This is a genomic window from Maribacter litopenaei (genome assembly GCF_025244665.1).
Taxonomy (GTDB): domain Bacteria; phylum Bacteroidota; class Bacteroidia; order Flavobacteriales; family Flavobacteriaceae; genus Maribacter; species Maribacter litopenaei.
This window is the reverse complement of record NZ_CP104205.1, coordinates 3,458,761-3,480,098: the sequence shown is the minus strand read 5'-3', so window position 1 is coordinate 3,480,098 and position 21,338 is coordinate 3,458,761. Positions and strand designations below refer to the sequence as shown.

The 21,338-nt window shown below is 40.0% G+C and carries 26 protein-coding genes and 6 pseudogenes; 16 read left to right on the top strand and 16 right to left on the bottom strand.

The genetic code is table 11. The annotated features are described in order from the left end of the window. Positions 1-26 precede the first annotated feature (26 nt). The 5 genes and pseudogenes from NYZ99_RS18780 to NYZ99_RS18760 form a co-directional block, all read right to left on the bottom strand. Positions 27-402 (bottom strand): annotated as a pseudogene (locus NYZ99_RS18780) (DUF1304 domain-containing protein). Then, entirely contained in the window at positions 402-944 is a 543-nt protein-coding gene (locus NYZ99_RS18775; protein ID WP_260572658.1) for a 3-hydroxyanthranilate 3,4-dioxygenase, read from the bottom strand. The pseudogene NYZ99_RS18780 and the gene NYZ99_RS18775 overlap by 1 nt, the downstream one beginning before the upstream one ends. A 109-nt stretch (positions 945-1,053) precedes the next feature. After that, a complete protein-coding gene (locus NYZ99_RS18770; RefSeq protein ID WP_260572657.1) occupies positions 1,054-1,548 on the bottom strand; it encodes a CAP domain-containing protein in 495 nt (164 codons plus the stop codon). A gap of 221 nt (positions 1,549-1,769) precedes the next feature. Continuing rightward, the gene (locus NYZ99_RS18765; RefSeq protein WP_260572656.1) at positions 1,770-2,180 is read right to left on the bottom strand and encodes a CAP domain-containing protein; all 411 of its coding nucleotides are present in this window, start codon (positions 2,178-2,180) and stop codon (positions 1,770-1,772) included. Between the two features lie 281 nt (positions 2,181-2,461). Next, entirely contained in the window at positions 2,462-2,923 is a 462-nt protein-coding gene (locus NYZ99_RS18760; RefSeq protein WP_260572655.1) for a CvpA family protein, read from the bottom strand. A 115-nt stretch (positions 2,924-3,038) separates the two neighbouring features. Between NYZ99_RS18760 and NYZ99_RS18755 the strand changes: the two are divergent. The 7 genes and pseudogenes from NYZ99_RS18755 (at position 3,039) to NYZ99_RS18735 (ending at position 7,605) form a co-directional block, all read left to right on the top strand. Next, positions 3,039-3,394 (top strand): annotated as a pseudogene (locus NYZ99_RS18755) (hypothetical protein). Next, positions 3,395-3,706 carry an antibiotic biosynthesis monooxygenase family protein gene (locus tag NYZ99_RS18750; protein WP_260572654.1) on the top strand — a complete coding sequence of 104 codons (312 nt, stop codon included), beginning with the start codon at positions 3,395-3,397 and terminating at the stop codon, positions 3,704-3,706. It begins immediately after the preceding pseudogene. 99 nt (positions 3,707-3,805) lie between these two features. Beyond that, the gene (locus tag NYZ99_RS23095) at positions 3,806-4,222 is read left to right on the top strand and encodes an FGGY family carbohydrate kinase (RefSeq protein WP_420845148.1); all 417 of its coding nucleotides are present in this window, start codon (positions 3,806-3,808) and stop codon (positions 4,220-4,222) included. Positions 4,223-4,244: 22 nt separating this feature from the next. Next, positions 4,245-5,154, top strand: a pseudogene (locus NYZ99_RS23090) (FGGY family carbohydrate kinase). Then, positions 5,151-5,288: a hypothetical protein gene (locus NYZ99_RS23085; protein WP_420845147.1), complete on the top strand. Its 138-nt coding sequence runs from the start codon at positions 5,151-5,153 to the stop codon at positions 5,286-5,288. The pseudogene NYZ99_RS23090 and the gene NYZ99_RS23085 overlap by 4 nt, the downstream one beginning before the upstream one ends. 82 nt (positions 5,289-5,370) lie before the next feature. Then, entirely contained in the window at positions 5,371-7,038 is a 1,668-nt protein-coding gene (locus NYZ99_RS18740) for a glycerol-3-phosphate dehydrogenase/oxidase (RefSeq protein WP_260572653.1), read from the top strand. A 42-nt stretch (positions 7,039-7,080) separates the two neighbouring features. Continuing rightward, complete coding sequence (locus NYZ99_RS18735) at positions 7,081-7,605, top strand: hypothetical protein (protein WP_260572652.1); 525 nt, start codon at positions 7,081-7,083, stop codon at positions 7,603-7,605. A gap of 128 nt (positions 7,606-7,733) precedes the next feature. Here the strand turns inward: NYZ99_RS18735 and NYZ99_RS18730 are convergent, their stop codons facing one another. Continuing rightward, the gene (locus NYZ99_RS18730) at positions 7,734-8,735 is read right to left on the bottom strand and encodes an NAD(P)H-dependent glycerol-3-phosphate dehydrogenase (protein ID WP_260572651.1); all 1,002 of its coding nucleotides are present in this window, start codon (positions 8,733-8,735) and stop codon (positions 7,734-7,736) included. Between the two features lie 124 nt (positions 8,736-8,859). Between NYZ99_RS18730 and NYZ99_RS18725 the strand changes: the two genes are divergently transcribed. Both NYZ99_RS18725 and NYZ99_RS22445 read left to right on the top strand, forming a co-directional pair. Beyond that, positions 8,860-9,645: a nicotinic acid mononucleotide adenyltransferase gene (locus NYZ99_RS18725; protein WP_338039141.1), complete on the top strand. Its 786-nt coding sequence runs from the start codon at positions 8,860-8,862 to the stop codon at positions 9,643-9,645. Further along, positions 9,623-9,775: a hypothetical protein gene (locus NYZ99_RS22445; protein WP_338039140.1), complete on the top strand. Its 153-nt coding sequence runs from the start codon at positions 9,623-9,625 to the stop codon at positions 9,773-9,775. The genes NYZ99_RS18725 and NYZ99_RS22445 overlap by 23 nt, the downstream gene beginning before the upstream one ends. Before the next feature lie 86 nt (positions 9,776-9,861). On the opposite strand, the gene NYZ99_RS18720 is transcribed toward NYZ99_RS22445, so the two are convergent. From NYZ99_RS18720 to NYZ99_RS18705, 4 genes are all read right to left on the bottom strand, one after another. After that, positions 9,862-10,227: a hemerythrin domain-containing protein gene (locus tag NYZ99_RS18720; protein WP_338039139.1), complete on the bottom strand. Its 366-nt coding sequence runs from the start codon at positions 10,225-10,227 to the stop codon at positions 9,862-9,864. A 312-nt stretch (positions 10,228-10,539) separates the two neighbouring features. Then, the gene (locus NYZ99_RS18715) at positions 10,540-11,061 is read right to left on the bottom strand and encodes a YkgJ family cysteine cluster protein (RefSeq protein ID WP_338039138.1); all 522 of its coding nucleotides are present in this window, start codon (positions 11,059-11,061) and stop codon (positions 10,540-10,542) included. A gap of 90 nt (positions 11,062-11,151) precedes the next feature. Next, positions 11,152-11,391, bottom strand: coding sequence for a VOC family protein (locus tag NYZ99_RS18710; RefSeq protein WP_338039137.1), 240 nt, complete (start codon positions 11,389-11,391; stop codon positions 11,152-11,154). Positions 11,392-11,541: 150 nt separating this feature from the next. Then, positions 11,542-12,306: an AraC family transcriptional regulator gene (locus NYZ99_RS18705; protein ID WP_260572650.1), complete on the bottom strand. Its 765-nt coding sequence runs from the start codon at positions 12,304-12,306 to the stop codon at positions 11,542-11,544. Positions 12,307-12,586: 280 nt separating this feature from the next. Between NYZ99_RS18705 and NYZ99_RS18700 the strand changes: the two genes are divergently transcribed. Together NYZ99_RS18700 and NYZ99_RS18695 are read left to right on the top strand one after the other, a co-directional pair. After that, positions 12,587-13,534 carry a phytanoyl-CoA dioxygenase family protein gene (locus tag NYZ99_RS18700; RefSeq protein ID WP_260572649.1) on the top strand — a complete coding sequence of 316 codons (948 nt, stop codon included), beginning with the start codon at positions 12,587-12,589 and terminating at the stop codon, positions 13,532-13,534. Between the two features lie 81 nt (positions 13,535-13,615). Further along, positions 13,616-15,196: pseudogene (locus NYZ99_RS18695) on the top strand (SulP family inorganic anion transporter). A gap of 1 nt (position 15,197) precedes the next feature. On the opposite strand, the gene NYZ99_RS18690 reads toward NYZ99_RS18695, so the two are convergent. Further along, positions 15,198-15,476 carry a hypothetical protein gene (locus NYZ99_RS18690; RefSeq protein WP_260572648.1) on the bottom strand — a complete coding sequence of 93 codons (279 nt, stop codon included), beginning with the start codon at positions 15,474-15,476 and terminating at the stop codon, positions 15,198-15,200. Positions 15,477-15,773: 297 nt separating this feature from the next. Between NYZ99_RS18690 and NYZ99_RS18685 the strand changes: the two genes are divergently transcribed. Both NYZ99_RS18685 and NYZ99_RS18680 read left to right on the top strand, forming a co-directional pair. Beyond that, positions 15,774-15,944, top strand: coding sequence for a TlpA family protein disulfide reductase (locus NYZ99_RS18685; protein WP_338039136.1), 171 nt, complete (start codon positions 15,774-15,776; stop codon positions 15,942-15,944). 57 nt (positions 15,945-16,001) lie between these two features. Further along, positions 16,002-16,190 carry a hypothetical protein gene (locus tag NYZ99_RS18680; protein ID WP_260572647.1) on the top strand — a complete coding sequence of 63 codons (189 nt, stop codon included), beginning with the start codon at positions 16,002-16,004 and terminating at the stop codon, positions 16,188-16,190. A 30-nt stretch (positions 16,191-16,220) separates the two neighbouring features. On the opposite strand, the gene NYZ99_RS18675 is transcribed toward NYZ99_RS18680, so the two are convergent. From NYZ99_RS18675 to NYZ99_RS18665, 3 genes are all read right to left on the bottom strand, one after another. Then, positions 16,221-16,703 (bottom strand): c-type cytochrome, encoded by a 483-nt coding sequence (locus NYZ99_RS18675; protein WP_260572646.1) that lies wholly within the window; start codon positions 16,701-16,703, stop codon positions 16,221-16,223. An 86-nt stretch (positions 16,704-16,789) separates the two neighbouring features. After that, positions 16,790-17,752: a YheT family hydrolase gene (locus tag NYZ99_RS18670; RefSeq protein WP_260572645.1), complete on the bottom strand. Its 963-nt coding sequence runs from the start codon at positions 17,750-17,752 to the stop codon at positions 16,790-16,792. Between the two features lie 5 nt (positions 17,753-17,757). Further along, positions 17,758-18,732 (bottom strand): NAD(P)H-dependent flavin oxidoreductase, encoded by a 975-nt coding sequence (locus NYZ99_RS18665; protein ID WP_260572644.1) that lies wholly within the window; start codon positions 18,730-18,732, stop codon positions 17,758-17,760. Between the two features lie 118 nt (positions 18,733-18,850). On the opposite strand from NYZ99_RS18665, the gene NYZ99_RS18660 reads away from it, so the two are divergent. From NYZ99_RS18660 to NYZ99_RS23080, 3 genes and pseudogenes are all read left to right on the top strand, one after another. Beyond that, the gene (locus tag NYZ99_RS18660) at positions 18,851-19,324 is read left to right on the top strand and encodes an acyl-CoA thioesterase (RefSeq protein ID WP_260575282.1); all 474 of its coding nucleotides are present in this window, start codon (positions 18,851-18,853) and stop codon (positions 19,322-19,324) included. 83 nt (positions 19,325-19,407) lie between these two features. Further along, positions 19,408-19,728, top strand: coding sequence for a hypothetical protein (locus tag NYZ99_RS18655; protein WP_260572643.1), 321 nt, complete (start codon positions 19,408-19,410; stop codon positions 19,726-19,728). Beyond that, a pseudogene (locus NYZ99_RS23080) lies at positions 19,652-20,026 on the top strand (GntR family transcriptional regulator). The gene NYZ99_RS18655 and the pseudogene NYZ99_RS23080 overlap by 77 nt, the downstream one beginning before the upstream one ends. A 19-nt stretch (positions 20,027-20,045) precedes the next feature. Here the strand turns inward: NYZ99_RS23080 and NYZ99_RS18650 are convergent. Together NYZ99_RS18650 and NYZ99_RS18645 are read right to left on the bottom strand one after the other, a co-directional pair. Continuing rightward, positions 20,046-20,942, bottom strand: coding sequence for a DMT family transporter (locus NYZ99_RS18650; protein WP_260572642.1), 897 nt, complete (start codon positions 20,940-20,942; stop codon positions 20,046-20,048). Next, positions 20,939-21,294: pseudogene (locus NYZ99_RS18645) on the bottom strand (arsenate reductase family protein). Before NYZ99_RS18645 ends, NYZ99_RS18650 begins: the two are co-directional and overlap by 4 nt. Positions 21,295-21,338: the final 44 nt, after the last annotated feature.

The following is a 21,338-nucleotide window of genomic DNA, read 5'->3' as shown; positions in this document are numbered from 1 at the left end:
CAAAAATACGAAGAATACTTTGCTCCCTACAAACCAAATTTGATAATCGACCATAGAATTATCCCCAACAGGGCGGGGAGTCCCTGAACATAGAAGATTTTTTTAGAAACGGAAAGTGCCCCATAAATGCCCGCAATCAAAACACAGCCTAAAAAGAACAGTGAGATATTTGCAGACCATTCTAAAGAAGAAATTAGAAGGGACTGGAACAAGCCTGCGGCGAGAAACCCGTTATACAAACCTTGATTGGCAGCCATTCCTTTTGTAGGTTCAAATAAATCCGAAGGGAAATTCTTGAACACTTTCCTAGCCTTTGTGCATTCATGCAAACATTTCCAACCAAAGGAAATAACAGTGCATCAAGGCCACCAACAGGGTTATTATTTTGGCTATGATAAGCATTATTCCTCCTCTGCTATGAAGCGTTCATCAACTGGCATAACGGTTCCACATTTGTCACATGTTCTTAATTCTTCGGAACTATAAAAATGCTTAAAATGGGCCAAAAAGTCCTTCTCAATATCATTTAAGGTAAAATAGGCTTCATAGAGTTTGTGGTTGCAATTGTCACAGAACCGGAGTAATCCATCATCGACATTCTTTTCCGCTCTTTTTCGCTCTATAACCAGTCCAATGGAGTTTTCATGTCTCACAGGGGAGTGAGGAACCCTGGCCGGATGCAGATACATGTCCCCTGGACCTAGTTTCATGGTCTTCTTTTCACCATTTTCCTGTATATGTACTTCAATGTTACCTTCAAGCTGATAAAAAAGTTCTTCCGTCTCGTTATAATGGTAGTCTTTTCTTGCGTTTGGACCGGCGACTACCATTACAATATAGTCCCCCGCTTCTTTATACAGATTTTTATTACCGACTGGAGGCTTTAATGTTTTTCTATTTTCCTCAATCCATTGATTGAGGTTAAATGGAGGCTTTATTCCCATAATCATAGTTTTTCTAAAGGTAGAAAAAGTGAATTACTAATTTGGACATGGAATAAAAAAACCCTTGCAAAGGCAAGGGTCACATGGCAATATCAAATCAAAATTAAACTTATCTAATGAAAATCTGCGTAAAGTAAAGCTCTCCCAAGTTGTTTGGTTTTACACTAAGGGCGGAATGCGTATAGTTTCCTTCTAAATTGATTCTGTGCTTAGAACTGTTCAACCAAGCAGAAAGTGCCTCTTGAGGAGAATTATAATCTTTGGCAACATTCTCAGAAATATCTTTGGCACCTGTTTTGGCGGCTATTTGTTCTGCACGAGCACTAAAATTCTCATGACTTAAGCTTCCGTTGGCAATCATAAAGTCTGTATGCTCATTTGCATAATAGTAGCTAGTACTTTCAAAAACTAGTTCATTCAGACCTATGGAAATTCTGTGCGCATTGATTAAATCAAACAATTCGTTCTCAAATTCAGTTTGGGTATTGTCAGAAACCGAAATACTCAGATTATTTTGTTCCTCTATTTCAATGAGTTCATTTTTTGAGCAGGATTGTAATAGCATTAGGTTTAGGACAAATCCTAGTAGGTAATATTTTGTCATTCGGGGGAATGTTAAATTTGGAGCAAAAATAAAGGGCAACTTGGGGTAAAGGGGAATCTATTCTTTATACGGTCTCTTAAAAACGACCATACGACAAACACCTAAAAATAACGGTTTATCGACAAACAACAATACTATTTATTCGGCTTTGATCAACCGTTTAAAGATGTGATCCCACTTAATAAGGCATAGATGACTTATTGATATTCCTAGGTTTGGAATTACTCTTTGTAAAAAAGTTGGGTGAAATAAAATTCTCCTTGGACATTTTTCTTAATGCTTACGGCCGTATGGGTAAAATCACCTTCCATAGTCTTTTTATGGCTTGAGCTATTATACCAACCTTCAAAAGCTTCCATTGCAGTATCATAATCCTTGGCTACGTTTTCTGCAACCATTTGAACCGTTACTTCAGAGTTAATGCTAGATGCCCTAGCGCTAAAATTGTCATGACTTAGACTGCCTTTTGAAATCATGTAGTCTGTATGTTTATTGGCGTACTTATACGCAACAACACTGAATTCCAATTGGTTTAAGCCCAGGGAGTTCCTGTGGTCATTGACCACGGTAAGTAACTCTTGCTCCAGTTGAACATTGTTCTCCGCTTCCGGTATTATCGTCTCGTCTTGCAAAGGTTCGGCCGTGCACGAAAAGAGGAAAACAAGTAAAACTGGGATAGCGTAAAGCGATCTCATTTTCATATAGTGTTCTCTTAATAAGCAGGCCGTTCAGGATAGCTTTGTAGGTAAGTAAGATAGGGTTCTTGTTCTCGTGCTGATTGGGGAAATCAACATTGTAATATTAGTTAAAATAAGGTTTTACTGGGGTAAAAGCCGTTCATTTTTCGATGAACTGCCCAAAATTCAGGAAAAGGTGTTTTTGGTCGGTATTATTTTAAAATTGGTCGAAGAAATCACAATTCCAATTGTCCATCTTGCAAAACGTTGTCAAATATAAAAGCTCCTAATTCCATTAATGGGTAGTAAAGTAAAGATGTATTTTTCATCTCTTGACTAGGAAGATCGAAATTGGTGTTTAGTCGTTCTATGAAAATCAAAAGAGCACCTAGGATGACAGCTACCTTAACGACACCAAAAAGGGCACCTGCTATTTTATTTAAGATGCCGAGCATGGCGATATCAATGATTTTAGTCAGAATTTTTGCAACAATTTGGACCACTACAACAATGATGATAAAGGTGATTATTAAAGCGGCAATATTGATGAACTTTTCGTCCCAATCCATTCTTTCCGAAAGATAATCCCCTGCTATATAGGAAAAGTGAATGGCCCCATAAATGCCTATAACAAGGGCAATAATAGAGGCTATCTCGATTAATAGTCCGTTGCTAAGACCTTTCCAAAGACCCCACACTAGAAGTAAGCCCGAACAATATCCAAAAAATTCATTACCCGAGTTTGAACAAATATAAAACTTTAGATTAGTACCTTTATATCCATAATACTATCATCACAATTTAAAATATACAATGGCAAGGGATACCGTTTTAAAGGAACGTTGGGAGATTCGGTGCATAAATTGTCTAGTAGATTTTCAGATAGAGATCCTTTGGAGTTGGATGCTATCATATACCTCGTAGGTGTACAAGAGCTTGGGCAGTACCATAGGAAGTATAAAAAGGATGACAAATTAAATTTGATGCATATAGCTATCTGCAGACTATTGGAACCTTATGGGTATTATGAATTCGATTATTTTGATGAAGATGGTTGGCCACATTATAAAATCAAGGAAAGTCTGCCGCCTTTAAAAGCTGGAGAACAGGCCGTGCTAATGAAGGAGGCTATCGTAGACTATTTTTTGGAAAAGGAATTCATAAACTAAATGAACCCATCGCCATATTATGCCGTAATTTTTACTTCTATCCGAACTGATGGAGACCAGGGCTATTCTGAAATGGCTAAGGCCATGGATGAATTGGCCAAGTCCCAACCTGGCTATTTGGGGATTGAAAGTGCCAGGGAAGAACTCGGCATTACCGTAAGCTATTGGGAAAGTTTGGAGTCCATAGCCAATTGGAAGAGTAATTCGGAACACTTAATGGCCCAATCAAAAGGAATCAAGGATTGGTACAAAAATTATAGGGTTCGGATTTGTAGGGTGGAACGCGAGTACGCTTGGGAAAAGTCTGAATAATTGATCTTCCGCTTTTGGTATTGTCTTTGAAAACTGGCCAGATCCCTTTATCTTTCTAGAAACATGCAGTCTTGGCTGCATTTAAATTCAATTGATTTTATGGGAGCATATATTATATCGTTAGATCAGGGAACGACAAGTTCACGTGCTTTACTGGTGGATGAAGAAGGCAGGATAAAGGGGATGGTGCAAAAGGAGTTCAAACAGATTTTTCCTAAATCCGGCTGGGTCGAACATGATGCAAATGAGATTTTGGAAACCCAATTGGGTGTCTTAAAGGAGTTGATTTCCAAGAATAATGTGGATTTAGCCGATGTAAAAGCTATCGGTATTACCAATCAAAGGGAAACGGCCGTTGTATGGGATAAAAATACAGGCGAACCCGTTTATAACGCCATTGTGTGGCAGGACAAACGAACCGCTGGTATTTGTGAGCACCTAAAAAAGGAAGGGCTTTCAGAACACGTTAGAAAAACTACTGGTTTGGTAATCGATTCCTATTTTTACTGGTACTAAGGTTAAATGGATATTGGACAATGTGGAAGGGGCTCGGGAAAAGGCAGACAATGGGGATTTACTGTTTGGAACTATAGATTCTTGGTTGGTTTGGAATATGACCACTTCCAAAAACCATTATACCGACTATACAAATGCCTCCGAACACTTTTATATGATATTGTAAATCTGAAATGGGACGACCGGCTATTAAATGCAATGGATATTCCAAAGAGTATGCTTCCGGAGGTAAAACCGTCCGCCTTTCATTTTGGAGATTATGAATTGGAAGGGCATAAAATTCCTATATCCGGCATAGCGGGCGATCAACAGGCTGCGCTGTTTGGACAAGGATGTTTTAAAAAGGGAACGGCAAAGAATACCTATGGAACAGGTTGTTTCATGTTGATGAATACGGGTCAAGAACCTCAATTTTCCAAAAATGGACTATTGACCACCATAGCGTATGGATTGGATGGTAAAGTAAATTACGCCTTGGAAGGAAGTATATTCATAGCGGGAGCTGCCATACAGTGGTTAAGGGACGGATTGGAATTGATATCCGATGCTAGGGAAACGGAAGATTTGGCAAAGTCGGTAGAAGGGGAAAGTTCCGTGTATGTGGTTCCGGCCTTTGCTGGTCTTGGGGCCCCATATTGGGACATGTACGCCCGTGGGGCTATTTTTGGTCTTACCAGGGATACGGGCAAAGCGCATTTAGCCAAAGCTACCTTGGAGTCCTTGGCATATCAAACCAAGGATATTCTGAAAGCCATGGAGGACGACTCGGGCTACAGTTGAAAAATTTAAGGGTAGATGGTGGTGCCTGTGCCAATAATTATTTGATGCAGTTTCAGGCCGATATTTTGGATACGGAGGTGCATCGCCCGGAAGTAATAGAGTCTACCGCAATGGGTGCAGCCTTTTTGGCCGGTATACAAGTAGGGTTATGACCCAGTCCGACATAGATGAAAGCCGGCCCATGAACAGGATTTTTGAACCTCAATTAGACCGTGCCAAGAGGCGGAAGTTATACGCCAAATGGAAAAAGGCCGTGGAGCGCTCCAAGGGCTGGGAAGAGGAATAGGTCTGTTATTTAAATATTAAATTAAGTTTCAAGGGATCCTTTCTCCTTGCCTTCTTTTTATCTTTATATAAGAAAGAATCGTATGCAGCATATAGAATTTACCAATCTTAATAGGACAAAATATATAGAACGACTACAAAAGGAATCTTTTGACCTTATTGTTATTGGAGGAGGGATTACCGGGGCAGGTATTGCCTTGGACGCCGCTTCTAGGGGATTAAAGGTTGCCTTACTGGAGAAGAACGATTTTGCCTCAGGGATCAGCAGCAAATCCACTAAATTGATTCATGGGGGATTGCGCTATTTAAAGCAATTCGATTTTTGGTTGGTAAAAGAAGTGGGTTCCGAAAGGGCCATCGTACATAAATTGGCACCGCATCTGGTGTTACCTGAAAAGATGCTTTTGCCTTTGATCGAAAATGGTTCCTATGGCAAATGGTTGACGTCCATTGGTTTAAAAGTCTATGATATATTGGCCCAGGTGACCGGGGATGACAAACGGCAGATGTTGGAGAAGAAAGAGGCCCTGAAATTGGAGCCCCTATTGCCAAAGAAAATATTAAATGGGGCAGGTTATTATGCGGAATATAGAACGGATGATGCCCGCTTGACCATTGAAAACATTAAGACAAGTCTATTGTTCGGGGCACAAGCTTTGAACTACGCTACGGTTACCGATTTTCTCTACAAAAAAGAAAAGGTAGCGGGGGTTAAAGTGAGGGATGAGGTAACTGAATCTGAATTCGAGATCAAGTCCAAATACGTCATTAGCGCTGCCGGACCTTGGGTAGATGACCTTAGGGTACTCAATAATTCAAAAAAGGGAAAGCAGCTGCACCTTACCAAAGGGGTCCATTTGGTATTTCCTTATGAGAAGCTACCTGTAAAGCAATCTGTTTATTTTGATATTCCGGATGGAAGAATGATGTTTGCCATTCCCCGCGGTAAAATCACCTATGTAGGCACAACGGATACCAATTACAACGATAATAAGGATAAGGTGCGAACAGATATAGCCGATGCCATCTATCTGATATCTGCCGTTAATAATATGTTCCCGGATATCAATCCGGAATTGGATGATATCGTTTCCTCTTGGGCAGGCCTCCGACCTTTGATTCATGAGGAAGGGAAATCTGCCTCCGAATTATCTAGAAAGGATGAAATTTTTGTATCGGATACCGGTCTTATCAGCATAGCAGGTGGTAAATTAACAGGCTACCGTAAAATGGCGGAACGTGTGGTCGACCGTGTGGTTGAAAAACTGAAACTGGAGCACGACACGGAAACTAAAAAATGCTACACGGATAAAATATCACTCTGTGGGAATGATAGTTTCAAGAAATACAAACATGTAAAAAAATACATAGCCCAAGTCTATGAGCGTATCAAAGCGGATGGTTTTACCAAACACGATGCCTGGTTTTTGGTGACCAATTATGGGGAACAGACAGATGCGATTTTGGAACTGTATGAAAAAAGAACCGAAAAGGGCAATGCTACCAAGCTTATTTTGGCCGAATTGGAGTATGGGATATCAAATGAAATGGTATTGAATCCTATGGATTTCTTTATTAGGCGTACAGGAAGGCTTTACTTTGACATCGACAGTATCACTCAGTATATGGAACCAGTCCTAAAGGAATTTAAAAAGACCTTTAAAACGGACGATGCACAATTAACTGCTTGGAGGGAAATTTTGGCAAACGATATCAAGGAACATTCGGATTTTTCCTTGAATAGGGCTTGATTTTTACTTTATTATTGTTGTAACTTATTTAAAAAAGTTAAAATGAAAACCACTAAATCTATTTTTCGATTTGTCCTAGTTTTTGCTCTTTTTTCTCTCAACGGATTCGGGCAACAAAAGGAAATCATATCTGATACCGATAAGTTTGACTATCTGATAGGAATGGAGTATTCGGATGTCTCCGAATTAAATGGACTAGTGTATAAGTCAAGGGCCGAAGTGAATAAGGATGGTATAGAAACTAGCTCAACTAATTTTACTGAGGGGGATTACCAAATTATTACCTCTGAAAGTGTGAGAATTGACCCAGACTCAAATCAAAGGGTTTACAAAATTCAGGATATTATTGTTCTTGATGGGTACTACTATATATGCTCAGGATGTTATATATCCAGCAAGAAAGACTATTCCATAAAATCATTTCACCCTTTTGGTAATGTTGGCAAAGAAACTGCCCTTGCAGCTTTTGAAATAAATAAAAGCACAGGAAAATCTATGAAAGTTAATCCTACAGGATTTGCTTGGAACAGCAAAGTTGATAAGATTCGAAAAAAAATAGTACACTAGCTTCCAAATAGTTGTAAAACATTGATTATCAATAAATTAAACACTCATTTAAAGCAAGGCATTAATTACTTCCAATAGCCGTTGGAAAGTAGTAGTCAGGAATTCTGTCTTTAAGAGCTTGAGGGTTTTTAATCCAACTTCTCCGTTAATGCCGCAAAGACTTTTTTGGCATTTTTGTTCTCGTAGAGTACTTCGTATACAGCATCTATAATAGGCGTTTTTACCTTCTTTTTAAAATCGTTCTTGATTTGGTAGGCACTTTTGGTGGCGTAATAGCCCTCTGCGACCATACTCATCTCCATTTGGGCACTTTTAACGGTATATCCTTTCCCGATCATATTCCCGAACATTCGGTTTCTACTAAATGTGGAATATCCGGTGACCAGTAGATCTCCTAAATAGGCTGATTGGTTGATGTTCCGGTCTATTTTGTGGATTCGTTTGGTATAGCGCTTCATCTCTCGAATCGCATTACTCATCAAAACACTTTGAAAATTATCACCATAACCCAAACCATGTGCGATACCCGCGGCGATGGCATAGATGTTTTTAAGCATGGCAGCATACTCGGTACCGATAATATCCTTTGTTATTTTGGTTTTTATAAAGTTGCTGGATAGGTTTTCGGCTATCAATTTTGCCTTTTTGGGATCGGCACAGGCAATGGTCAAATACGAAAGTCGTTCCATCGCCACTTCCTCGGCATGGCAAGGCCCGGTAATTACCCCAATATTTTCAAAGGGAATGTCATAGGAGTCGTGAAAATGCTCCCCTACAATTTTTCCTGTTTCCGGCACAATACCTTTTATGGCGGAAAAAATAATCTTGTCCTCTAATGAGATGGTCAATTTCTCCAATTCTTCCATTAAAAATGCAGATGGGATGGCAAAAATAAGGACATCGGCATAGGCAACAATTTCATTGATATTATCGGTTAGAAACAGCTGTTCTGTCTTAAACTCTACTGAGGTAAGATAATTAGGGTTGTGTTTTTGAATTTTTAAGTAGCCAATGGCATCGGTGTTCCGCATATACCATCCCACCATGTCCTGATTCGCTGTCAACATTTTCACTATGGCCGTTGCCCAACTTCCTCCACCAAGTACCGCAAATTTTACGTCTTTCTTCATATCAAGAATTTGATGCTGCTAAATTACCAAATAATAAGCAGGAGTTTATATCCTGTAAATCAAAGTGTTTGCTGTTTTGGCACGGTGCTTGTTTTATTATAATCAAAATTAAAAACTTAGGGGTATGAAAAATGTAAAACTACTTTTTGGATATGCACTTTTGGCAACCATGTTGGTTTCCTGTTATGCGGATGTTATTATTGAGGATGCGTATATTGAAGAATCTGCTTTTAATACGGATCAGGTTTTACAAGTTTATGACCTTTGGTATATAGATATCAACCAAACACGTGGAAATGGTGAGGTTCCTTTTTTGCAAAGGGCGTTTACCGTTAGCTTTGACAATGGTACCTTCTTCGCCAATAATAATATTGTAGGTATAGGGAAGACCGGTAATGGATTTGGAATCGATGTAGGTTTCTATGATACCTACAGGGGTGTGGTTGAAATAGATCATGATTTGGATGGGGTATGGTTATTGGAAGTGTATGCTATCAACAATAGTACGCTGGAACTATATAATCCAAGTACGGACACTTCGTACTTACTAAAAGGGTATCAAATACGCAATTTTGATTACGACCAGGTATTTTATGACAACATCAATTACTTTATTCAGGAGTATGATGCATGGGAGAAAACCTATACCAGTGTGGAGGGCGATTTGAATGATTTTGATGATGAGAACTTTCTTCAGTTTTTGCCAACTATGTTTCGTTCCTCAGTGGATGCTCCCGGTACTTCCCTAGGAAGTTTACAATGGGATTTTGAAGGTAATTATCAGGTGTATGATGTTGCCAATGATGCCTCCCTGAAGACTTTGACGTTGGATTACGACTTCTTTGGGGACGATTATTTTGAACTGTATGTTATCAATGATGCGACCATTGAATTATATCACCCGAGATAGCGGTACCATTTACGAGTTTAAGGGCAGGGGCTATCAGCAGTATTTAAAGTCGGGTAAAAGTGCCGCCACCAAGAAAAGAACAAAGACTTCCAATCCTACCATGGATGTAGTTAGGAAGCGAACAAAATAGTTTTAGGTTGGTTAGTTGTTTAAAACCGCCGGAAGGATCAGAATCCCCGGCGGTTTTTTATATACAAACAGCAACTAATTTTTTATTTATTTTCCCGGTATGGCTTCGGGCCACGCCTTTCTATATTCGGCAACCGTTTCACCATAGCTTTTGGCAAGGGACTCTGCTTCATCGCTGGAATATATATCCTTTGCCTTTTTAAAGAAGTCCTCTTCCTCGTCCTTTAAGTGATGCTCTACTTTTTCGACCAATTTTTGAGCGGTGGCCAACCAATGTGGAGAACTCATGTCCGTGTCATCCAGTTCTTCTATAAGTTCATCCATTTCGTGATGTTCCGCCATCCCGTGGCGTGCGTCTTCCTGCATCTTATCAGAATCTATCAACGGGGAATAAAAGAAACGTTCTTCCGCCACTTCATGAACTTCCAGTTCCTTTTTCAGTTCCTCCCGCATGTCCCTTCGTTCCTCAGAATCCCCGTGAGGTTTTTAAAATTTTAGAGCATAGCTCCCTTTGAAGATCGTGATCGTCCTTGATTGCTTTATAAATGTTCATTTCCTTGTTTTTTTAATGATTATAGTGAAGACCTAATGATGACTCCAATACGATTTTCTTATGACAACAAGGTACTTTAAATCCCTTTTTGGGGTTGACCCAATACGCTTTAAGATGTGTTCTAAAAGGTTACACGCACTCTTTGTCCGAAAGTGGCAAAGGTCTATAGGCATAGTATTGCAACACTTCTTCCGTGAGCCAAGCGTAATGCCTTATTGACCGGTACGATAATATTTCCCGTGACGGAAGTCTATTTGGTTGAGTTGCATGTAGTATTCCGTAAAGACGGGAACGGGCAACCCTTGAGCTATTTTTTCGTTTGCGGAAGTAAAGTTTACTGTCTGCCCTTCCTTAATGATTTTACAGGTGGCGAGGCGCAGTTTACCATATTTGTCCGTGTTGGCTCCATAGCCGAACAACCTGCAAATAAGGCCGCGATACCGGTACGTCTTACAATGGCCTTGGTCTACGACGGAAAGTGGTTGGTAGTTAACACAGGTACTAGTTTTGAGATCTCGAAGGGTCTGTAACATCTTTTCGGCCTCACCGTTCAAAAACAGATGAAAGGCCCACGGTAAAAACTCTAGGGGAGAGGCTTCAATATCCGGATAGGTACAGCATCGTCCGCAGCCGGAAAGACACCTAATTCCCGTGTTATTTTGAAAAGAAGAAGTCTCTTGTTCCAATTGGTGGAACAACTGTTCTATCAACGTTACTTTTTGCGGTAAGGTCACTAATTTTTCGCGCGAAGGTAGATTTAAAATTGATCCGTTGCGATTTTTTATTAAAATTTTAATTCACTGTAAAACAGTGGTTTAAAATCTTTAAATGCTCTGACCGAACGTCAACAGATTGTTATCTGGATCCAAAAGTGAAAACTCTTTTTGCCCCCAAGGCTTCACCTCCAATTTCCCGTTGGGATGGATGGTCACTTTTTGATCCAACAGCGATTGGTAAAAACCATCGATATCAGTACATCTTATATAGATCTGACCGTAATTTTCCAAAGGATTCAGACCCTTAAAAAGAAAGAAATGGATTTGGATGTTGTCCTTGACCAACATCAAATAACTGGGTAGTCCGAAGTGCCCAAATTTTCAAAACCCAACATTTCGATATAGTACTCGCAGGTTTTGGACTTGTCTCGCATGGGGAGCTTGGGGTGGATGTCGGATAGCATAGACTTTATTTTTCCATTAGTTAAGATATGTCATTTACCGATCATTAACATACCCTTTTTTAAATACAGATGGATTTTCCCCTGTTATTTTTTTAAAGCTTCGGTTAAAATAAGAGAGACTTTCAAACCCACATTCAAAACAGGCTTCGCCAACATTTTTACCCATCAACAACAACCGTTTTGCCTGACTGACGCGATACTGGTTTAGAAAGGAAACAAAGGTGCTACCTGTCGTCTTTTTAAAATAACGGCAAAAGGCCGGTTTGGTCAACCCGCATAAATCGGTCACCTCCTCCAAGGTTATCTTTTCATGATACCGTTCGTCAATAAGGGCATATATCTTTCGCATTCGTTTTTGCTCCTTGTTTTTGAACTTGTTAACATAGGGTGTTTTATGTAATAGTTGAAACTCCTTGCTTTGGGATAAACGTTTCAGAATATGCATAACGGACATAAAAAAATAAAAAGGGTCTTGTTCGTGAAGGGTCTTCATAAGTGCGCCCACTTCTTGCTTGGTCTCGCCTGAGAAAGCCACTCCATAGCGGGAAAGGTCCAAAAGTCTGTCCAGTTGTTTTAACTCAGGATAGTCCCTCAACACATTTTCCTTGAAGCTTGGTTTTATATGAAGGATCTCTTTTCTATATGATGTAGTGACACCATGGTCAAAATTTAAATGGGGAATGTTGGATCCAATGAGCACAAGGTCGCTACCGGTAAAGTTGGATATATGATCACCCACATGTCTTTTGGCATCGGCTCCTTCGATGTAAACCAATTCCAGTTCGGGTGAAAATGCCAATAGAAGAGATGGCTCAGTTTGGGATCGTGCAATAACCTGAACGGACTTTTGGAATCTGGTGAAATGCTTTCCAGTTGGACTTTCATTTACAATAAATTAAGCCTAAATATAAACGAAATTGATATTAAATATGTATTATTATATTATTAATGTCAATATAGTTCAAATTATCATCAATATTACGGTGGTATTCATAGCGTATTCCTACTAGTTTTATCCTAGAAATTAGAAATCAACTTAAATAGAAATACTATGTTACAGTCTAAAGAAAAAGGTGGAAATGGGAAATATGGCGCATCAGGATATCCCTGGTAATCCATCCACCGCTACCAGCAGTAAGCAACAATTGAATGACCGTTCCAATAGGGAACCATTACGTGTATTATCCGAAGAGGATTGGAAGTTCCCGAAGCACAACGGCTATATCGTAATAAAGAATGCCGTTCCTAAGGAACAGGCCCAAAGAACGGCCGACTTTCTTTGGGAATTCGATGAAAAGGACCCTCATGATAAAGATACATGGTATGCACCTCCACGGGCCGAGATGAAAATGAAGGAACTTACCGGAACAGGTATGGTAGAAGTATATAACCATCAATATCTTTGGGACAATCGCCAAACACAAAAAGTCTATGATGCCTTTGTGGACGTATGGGGGACAGAGAAACTTTGGGTGACCATTGACCGCGCTAACCTGAATTTCCCACAACGGGAAGGGGAACATAAAAAGGGTTTTATCCATTGGGATTATGACCCGGAGACCCGGCCCCAAAATGTACAAGGGGTCTTGGCCTTGGCCGATCAAACCGATGAAAACATGGGTGGTTTTCAATGCATTCCTTGGTTATACCGAAATTATGATACTTGGAAATTGACGCAACCCGAAGATCGCGACCATTTTAAACCTGACGTTACTGGGATTGAGGATAAAATAGTAAAGGTAAAAATGGAGGCTGGCGACCTTTTGATTTTCAATAGTACGGAACCCCACGGAATACGGCCCAATAGATCCGGGGATAAGGTTCGGATAGCGCAATACATTTCCATGATGCCCGCCGAAGAGGATAACGAAGCCTTAAAAAAATGGCGGATAAACTCTTGGAAGAATAGAGTGGCACCCGAAGGCTATGCCTTCCCTGGGGATCCTAGAAATTGGGAGCAGACCAAATACGAAACCGCCAAATTATCACCGCTTGGAGAAAAATTATTGGGGTTGAAGGCTTGGTAGATTGCTAAATCGTTAATAATCATTCGGTTTCTAGGGTATCCAACAAATAATGGTATTTTTGCGCCCTTAAAATAATGAGGCGTGCGCAAGTATTTGAATTTATTCGATTTTAAGCAGAAGGTAGATTACAAAACGGAAATCCTATCCGGACTCACAGTTGCCTTGGCTTTGGTGCCGGAGGCCATTGCATTTGCCCTTATTCCGGGGTTTTCTCCTTTAACGGGGCTGTATGCCGCCTTCGTTTTGGCATTGGTCACCTCTATTCTTGGTGGTAGACCAGGAATGATTTCAGGTGCTACCGGCGCAGTGGCCGTTGTTTTCGTAGGACTGATTTTAGAGTTAAAACGAAACTTTCCTGGAATTGAACCCGAGACCATTCTGAATTATGTGTTCGCAACGGTTATTCTGGCTGGGGTTTTACAGATTGGAGCGGGACTTTTAAGATTGGGTAAGTTTATCCGATTGGTTCCACATCCGGTGATGTTCGGTTTTGTAAACGGTCTCGGCTATTATCATCTTTATGGCCCAGTTTCCCAATTTCTATAATAAAGCTACAGGTGATTTGTTAAGCGGAAGTCCTATGTACATTATGTTGGCATTAACGCTTTTAACGATGCTCATTATTTGGGGACTACCCAAATTGACCAAGGCCGTTCCATCTTCATTGGTAGCCATTTTAGTAGTTTCGGCCATAGTCTTAGGTTTTGGTATCGATACCATGCAGGTGGCAGATATTATGGCCGAGGGTGAAAGTATTAAAGGAGGATTTCCTCCATTATCCATTCCACAATTGCCTTTTACATTAGAGACATTCAAGATCATTATCCCCTACGCGGCCATTGTTGCCGGTGTAGGATTGATAGAGAGTTTATTGACGTTGAACATTATTGACGAGATTACAGAGACCCGTGGGAGCGGAAATAAGGAATGTGTGGCGCAGGGTACGGCCAATATTTTGTCAGGTTTCCTTTCAGGTATGGGAGGATGCGCCATGATCGGACAAAGTTTGATCAATACCTCTGCCGGTGCTCGTGCCCGTTTATCAGGAATTACAGCAGCCGTAATGCTCTTGGTTTTTATTATGTTCGGTTCCAGTCTTATTGAACGTTTGCCCATGGCCGCTTTGGTCGGGTTGATGTTCATGGTAGCCATAGGGACATTTGAGTGGGCAAGCTTTAAGACATTTGGGAAAATGCCAAAATCCGATGTTATCGTGATGGTATTGGTGACACTGATTACTGCGATTACCCACAATTTAGCTGTAGCCGTTCTATTGGGTGTAGTTATCTCGGCATTGGCCTATTCCTGGGAGAATGCTAAACGAATCCGTGCCGTGAAAACATGTGGACGAGAACGGAGTGAAGCACTATGAAATATACGGTCCCCTTTTCTTTGGTTCCACCACACTTTTCGCTGAAAAATTCGATGTCCCCAATGACCCGGATGAGGTGATTATCGATTTTAAGGAAAGTCGGGTGGCCGATATGTCTCGGTATCGAGGCTTTGAACAAGATTACGGAGCGGTATGCCAAAGTTGGAAAAAAAGTACATTTGAGGCATTTGAGCAAAGACTGTATTCGCTTACTGAAGAATGCGAATGAGATTATTGATGTAAACGTACTGGAGGACCCCACCTACAAAGTGGTCGCTGATAAGTTTTAAATTATACCATATATCTCGCATAGAGGAAAATGATTAGGGATAGCAAAATCATAATACTGATGACCATTACCCAAAAATTGTACAAGTCATCTTTTTTGGCCTGTTCCCGAATCCTATCTTTTATCACCTTTTGCTGAAGTGGGCTAAGATCCTTAAACTTTAATTTGGTCTTACTGGTTAAGCCTTCATATTCCGCACGGATGTCACCATAGCTGCGCCGCTTTTTCAGAAGTGCTTTATTGGCCTTAATTACTGGCATAGAATGAAAACCAAAACCCATTTTAATTCTTTTCTTATTAGTAGCGATATCACGAATTTTGTTACGGTTGTAATGTCAACCCTCCAACTACGTCTATTGAAGGGTGATTTTTAATAACAAGGTAAAAAGTGAAAAAACCTAAATTTAAAATAAGTGATGTCGTCTTTGTTATCCTTATAATCTTGTTGATTGTTCCCCAAACAAGAACTCCCATGATGGTCCTGGTCAATCGATTAAAAGTAGAACTGTTTTCACCAGGTCTCGGCCTCCGAAAAGGAACAAATACAAGTACAGCCTTTTGTATATGAACTTGAAAATTTGGATGGAGAACCAGTCAATGCCAAGGTTGGAGATGGAGAAATCACATTCATAAGTTATTGGGCGACTTGGTGCCCTCCCTGTATTGCGGAACTTCCCAGTATAGATGGGTTGTATCAAGACTATGGAGATAAAATAAGTTTTCTAATGATATCCAACGAAGATCCGTAAAAAATAAAGTCTTTTTTAGAAAAGAAGAACTTTTCGGTACCTGCGGTAGTTTCCAACATGAATCCTCCTAAGGACCTTTATGAAAAGACCATTCCTACTAATTATATTATCGACCACACTGGAAAGATTGTTATTAAGGAAAAAGGAGCATCGAACTGGAACAGCGAAAAAATTAGAAACGTGTTGGATGCGCTAATTGCTGAACGCGATTCATCAGACCATAAAAAAGCCCTTTCTAATTTCTAGAAAGGGCTTCATTCTATAGTTCAATCTTGTTTATAAAGTACGTAGATATTCAGCTACGCTACGAGCTTCATCCTCGGTTAGATTTTGGTTCAACATGATGGCATTGTTGTATTCTTTAAGCAATGCTTTGGCAATAGGGTCTTCCTTAAGCATGCCATCAGGATTAAGAATCATGTTCATGACCCACTCCGGACTTCTTCTTTCATACACTCCTTTTAATGCAGAATCGATCATACGTTGTTCCGCCATATGACAGGCGGTACAGATCGCTTGGAATTTTTCTTCACCTGCAGCGGCCAATTCGGTATCGATATCATCCCCAAAATCAACGCTCGTAATAGGATCCACACCTTTATTGTCCATGTCAACAGGAACACCTCCCGTGGTTTCCGTTGCCTTAACTTCCTCTTTTTTGGTACGGTTCATTTCAAAACCATCCTTTTTTTCTTCTTTCTTTTCGCCACAGCTCATTACCAAGGCGCCAAGGGCCAATAAGGTGAATAATTTTCGCATTTCTTTATGGATTTTAACTTAATTAATGTTGGAAGGACTAAGATATGAAATTTTATTTTCTGAAGGGTTTTTTGCAAAACAAGAAATTAATTCAAGGATTTAAAAAACTCTAAAGACCTTTGCTCAGTATAGGTAATATTATTGGGGCCGTAAAAACCTACATGACCACCGTATCTAGGAACTTCTAGATAAAGATTTTTATTTTGTTCGGCTTCCTCTTTAGGATAACAAGCCTTACCTAAGAAGGAATCATTTTTTGCGTTCACGATTAGGCAAGGAACAGAGACTGAAGGTAGGAATTGCAGGCTGCTACTTTTGGCGTAGTAATCCATGGCATCCATAAAGCCATGGGCTTTACTGGTATAGATATCATCAAAGTCCTTTAATGTTTTTACCTTTTTTATTTCCTGTCCTGTAATTCGATCTGGGAACAATCGCTCTTTTATTTTAAGCTTTTCAATGAGGTTTCCCCTAAATCTCTCCGCGTACAATATATTTCGAAATTGTAACAATTGTGTTAGTGAATCCGCAAGTTGGCATGGTACTGAAATGGCTACCCCCCCGGAAATTTCCTTGGGAGTATGGTTGCATTCTCCCAAATACTTTAATAGAAGGTTTCCGCCAAGGCTGAAACCATACAGAAACACCTTTTTATACTGATCCAATTCCAAAATATGTTGAATTACATCACTTAAATCTTCGGTTGCCCCCGAATGGTAGGAGCGATAGGTTCGGTTAGGTTCGCCACTACAGCCTCTTAGATTTATGGCACAGACGTCGAAAGAATCCTGGCTTAAAATTTTAGCGGCACCTTGAACATACGCCCGTTGGGCGTCGCCTTCAAGCCCATGGATAACTATACAGACCATATCCGTAGGTGTAGCACAGTAACTCCAATCCAAATCTAAAAAATCGCCGTCAGAAAGGCATATTCTTTCACGCTCCTGGTTTAGATCCGTTACTTTCCTTATCAGTCCATTATAAATGGTTGAAAAATGACCATTCTTAAATGCTAATGGCGGATTGTAGTTAGAAGAAATAAGGGGCATTGCTCTTATTTTGGAAACGTTTCCAAGACCTTAATTTGCTCTTCGATCGCTTTTTTGAACTCCGATTTTAAGTTGGAAACCAATGAAGAAACTGGCAAAACGTCATCAATCAATGCTACTCCTTGTCCCGCTGACCAGATGGTTTTCCAGGCTTTGGCTTCGGTATCCAGTTCCTTCCCAAAATCTATTTTGATGTCTTTTTTTAGGTCTTCTTCGGTGATGCCCGCGGCCTTAAGACTTGCTCCCAAGAAGTTGGCATGGACTCCTGATATAGCGGCCGTGTAGACTACGTCGCTTGCCCCTGCCTCAACGATCATAGATCTATACTCCGGGGTAGCCTTGCTTTCTTCCGTATTGATGAATCTCGTACCCATGTAGGCCAAATCTGCACCCATTTGTAATGCCGATGCAATATCGCGACCTGTACTAATGCAACCGGAAAGAATGATGGTTTTCTTAAAAAACTGTTTTATTTCCGATACCAAAGTCATTGGGTTTATGGTGCCGGCATGGCCACCTGCTCCCGCGGCAACAAGAATTAATCCATCCACACCCGCTTCCGCCGCTTTTTGAGCATGTCTTTTTTTGATAACATCATGAAAGACCAATCCACCATAACTATGGATGGCATCCACAACTTGTGATACCGCTCCTAGAGAGGTAATTACCAGTGGCACCTGATGCTTTATACAGAGTTTTATATCCGCTTCAAGTCTTGGATTGGTTTGATGAACGATTAGATTTACACCAAATGGAGCCGCTTTTCTTCCAGTTTCCTGTTCGTGCTTTTTTAAGGCCGATTTAATTTCAATCAACCATTCCTCAAAACCTTCACTTGTTCTTTGATTTAAAGCGGGAAAAGTACCCACAATACCATTTTTACAACATTCTATTACGAGTTTTGGCCCGTAAATCAAAAACATTGGCGCAGCGATAACGGGTAGTGAAAGGTCTTTTATAAATGGAGCTTTTGTAGACATGATGATTGTAGTTGATTTGAAAATTTAAGCAAAAAATGGCTTAGATTCTAAATGGTTTACCCAAAACTATGGTATTTTTACTAAGTATTATGCATGCATAGCAAAAAAATGAACTAGAATTTATTTAAAAGATTTTGAAATAAGATGGAGCGATGTAGATGCCAATAGGCATCTAGCCAACTCGGCCTACTTAAATTATATGAGCCATACACGAATGTCCTTTCTTATGGAAATAGGTTTTGACCATAGGACCTTGGCCACTCATGAAATTGGCCCTGTGGTTTTTTATGAGCACATATATTATTTCAAGGAAGCTTTTCCGGGGAAGCCTGTTAAGGTATCCATGGAAATTATGGGAATGAGTGAGGACGCGAAGTTCTTTGAATTTCATCATAACTTTTATAACCATAAAGGTGAAAACTTCGCCCATTGTGAGATGATGGGTGCTTGGATGGATTTAAAAACGAGAAAGCTTACCGCTCTATCGGATGATTTTTTGACCACTTTCAGGAATGTTGAAAAAGGGGACGGATTCAGAATTTTGACCAAAGAAGATACTCGTAAGTTTTCCAAAGCCCCTAAAAATCTATAGGTACAATCTAAAGACTTTGAATACTTATTTCCCTGAGAACAAAGGCTTGCTTTTTGTAAGATTTATTTTATTAAATTTAAAAGATGTTAGAAAGAGCAAGTGACTATACCGAGGAGGTATATACCAAATTCCGTAAGCTGATTGTCACAAAGAAAATAGGTGCAGGTGAGCCCATCTGCCAAAAGGAACTATCCCAAATACTTAATGCGAATGATGATTGCCTTAACTTTGTTATAAAAAAATTACGTAAGGAGGCGTTGGTCACGTTAAACTCCAGTAAGGAAATCATGGTCAGGGAAGTCCGCGACCAAAGAAATTATCGATATTTTGGATTGTCGGATTGCCTTGGAAACGAAAGCGATAAAACTATTTACCCTAAGAGCACCCCAGGAAAGGATAGATGATTTACGAAACTTAATGGTACCTTTTGAAAAAGGACCTACAAATGCCCATGTTTTTCAAAAGATTGACCGGATTTTCCATGAATTGATCGTTCGGAATTGTGGCAACCCCATTTTAATTGATATGTTCATGAAATCTAATTTTTGATCCGCCTTAGACCTATTGGGAAGTACCCGTTGTCTCAAGGAGATACTTCAGGAGCACCTTGATATTATATCTGCAATTCATAACAGGGATTCTGACAAGGCTGTTTTCCTCATGCAACAACATTTGGATTATTGTAAGTCCTCGATTTTATAATGACCTTATGCCGTTCAATTTAGACCTTTACCCTTGTTGGTCTTCTGCTTGCTAGGTATACCCCGGCCAACACTAGAAAAGCAGCCATTATTTTAATAGTATTAAGGCTATCCTTTCCCGTTCCCAAGGCAAAAAGTATTCCAATAAGTGGCTGTAGATATGTGAAGGCACTTACGGAAGAAGCTTTTAATTGGGTCAAGGCAAAAACATTGAACAAATAGGTTAGAAAAGTGGTGCCAATGATTACAAAGGCAATCGCCGCGTATGCCTGTGGAGGGATCAAAGACCATTGTATCGCGGCTACCTCATTAAAAGTAATTGGGAAATTAATGACTACAGCTATGGTAAAAAGCCATTTCATCAAAGTAAACGGATGGTATTTTTCGATTAGTTTTTTAACTAGGATAAGATATGTGCCATAGGCTGTGGCATTTACAATCAAAAGAGTGTTTCCCAAAGGGATATTAGGGGCATCCTGCCGTATTTCCGAGCCCATCAGTATCAATAATAACGCACCCACAAAACCCATGAGAATTCCGCTGGCCTTTTGCCAAGTTATTTTCTCTCTGATCAGTAGAGAGGATAATATTACTACAATAATGGGGGTAACCGTTACCAAAACAGAACTATTTATGGGAGTTGATAACTGTAGGCCCTTGAAAAATGCCAACATATTTATTACCATTCCAAAAATGGAACATACCACAAGTCGGCCCCAGTCCCTTTTTTCTATTTTTTGTTTTGGCCCCAATATGGAGAAGATCCGGAATAAAAGTGCCGCCCCGGTTACCCTGAGCATTATAAAACCAAATGGCTGCACAAAATTGGGCATCACGCCCTTGGCAATGGTATGGTTAAGGGCATAAATTGTGGTGGCCCCTAAGGCAGCCAATATGGCAAGAGTCCTTTGGTTCACGAATGAATTGCTTCTTTGGCCGTTTCTATCGTCTTTTTGCTATTCCCTATGAAAATTGAATCGTTCATGACGATTACCGGTCTTTTTAAAAATGTATAATGGTCCAGTATAAGGCTTTTAAAATCTTCTTCCCCAAGTTCCTTTTCATGTAATCCCCTTTGCCTAAAGAGCATGGCCCTTTTACTGAATAGTGATTCGTAACTCGGGATAAGGAATACATTTCTTCCAACTGATTCTTAGTAATAGGTTCCGATTTTATATCCTGAAGTTGAAATTCATCCAAGGGTTCCAATTCTTTGATAATTCTTTGACAGGTATTGCATGTGCTGAGGTGGTATATTTTTTTACTCATGGTGAATCGAATTGAGGCACAAAGAAACCCAAATCTATTTAAAT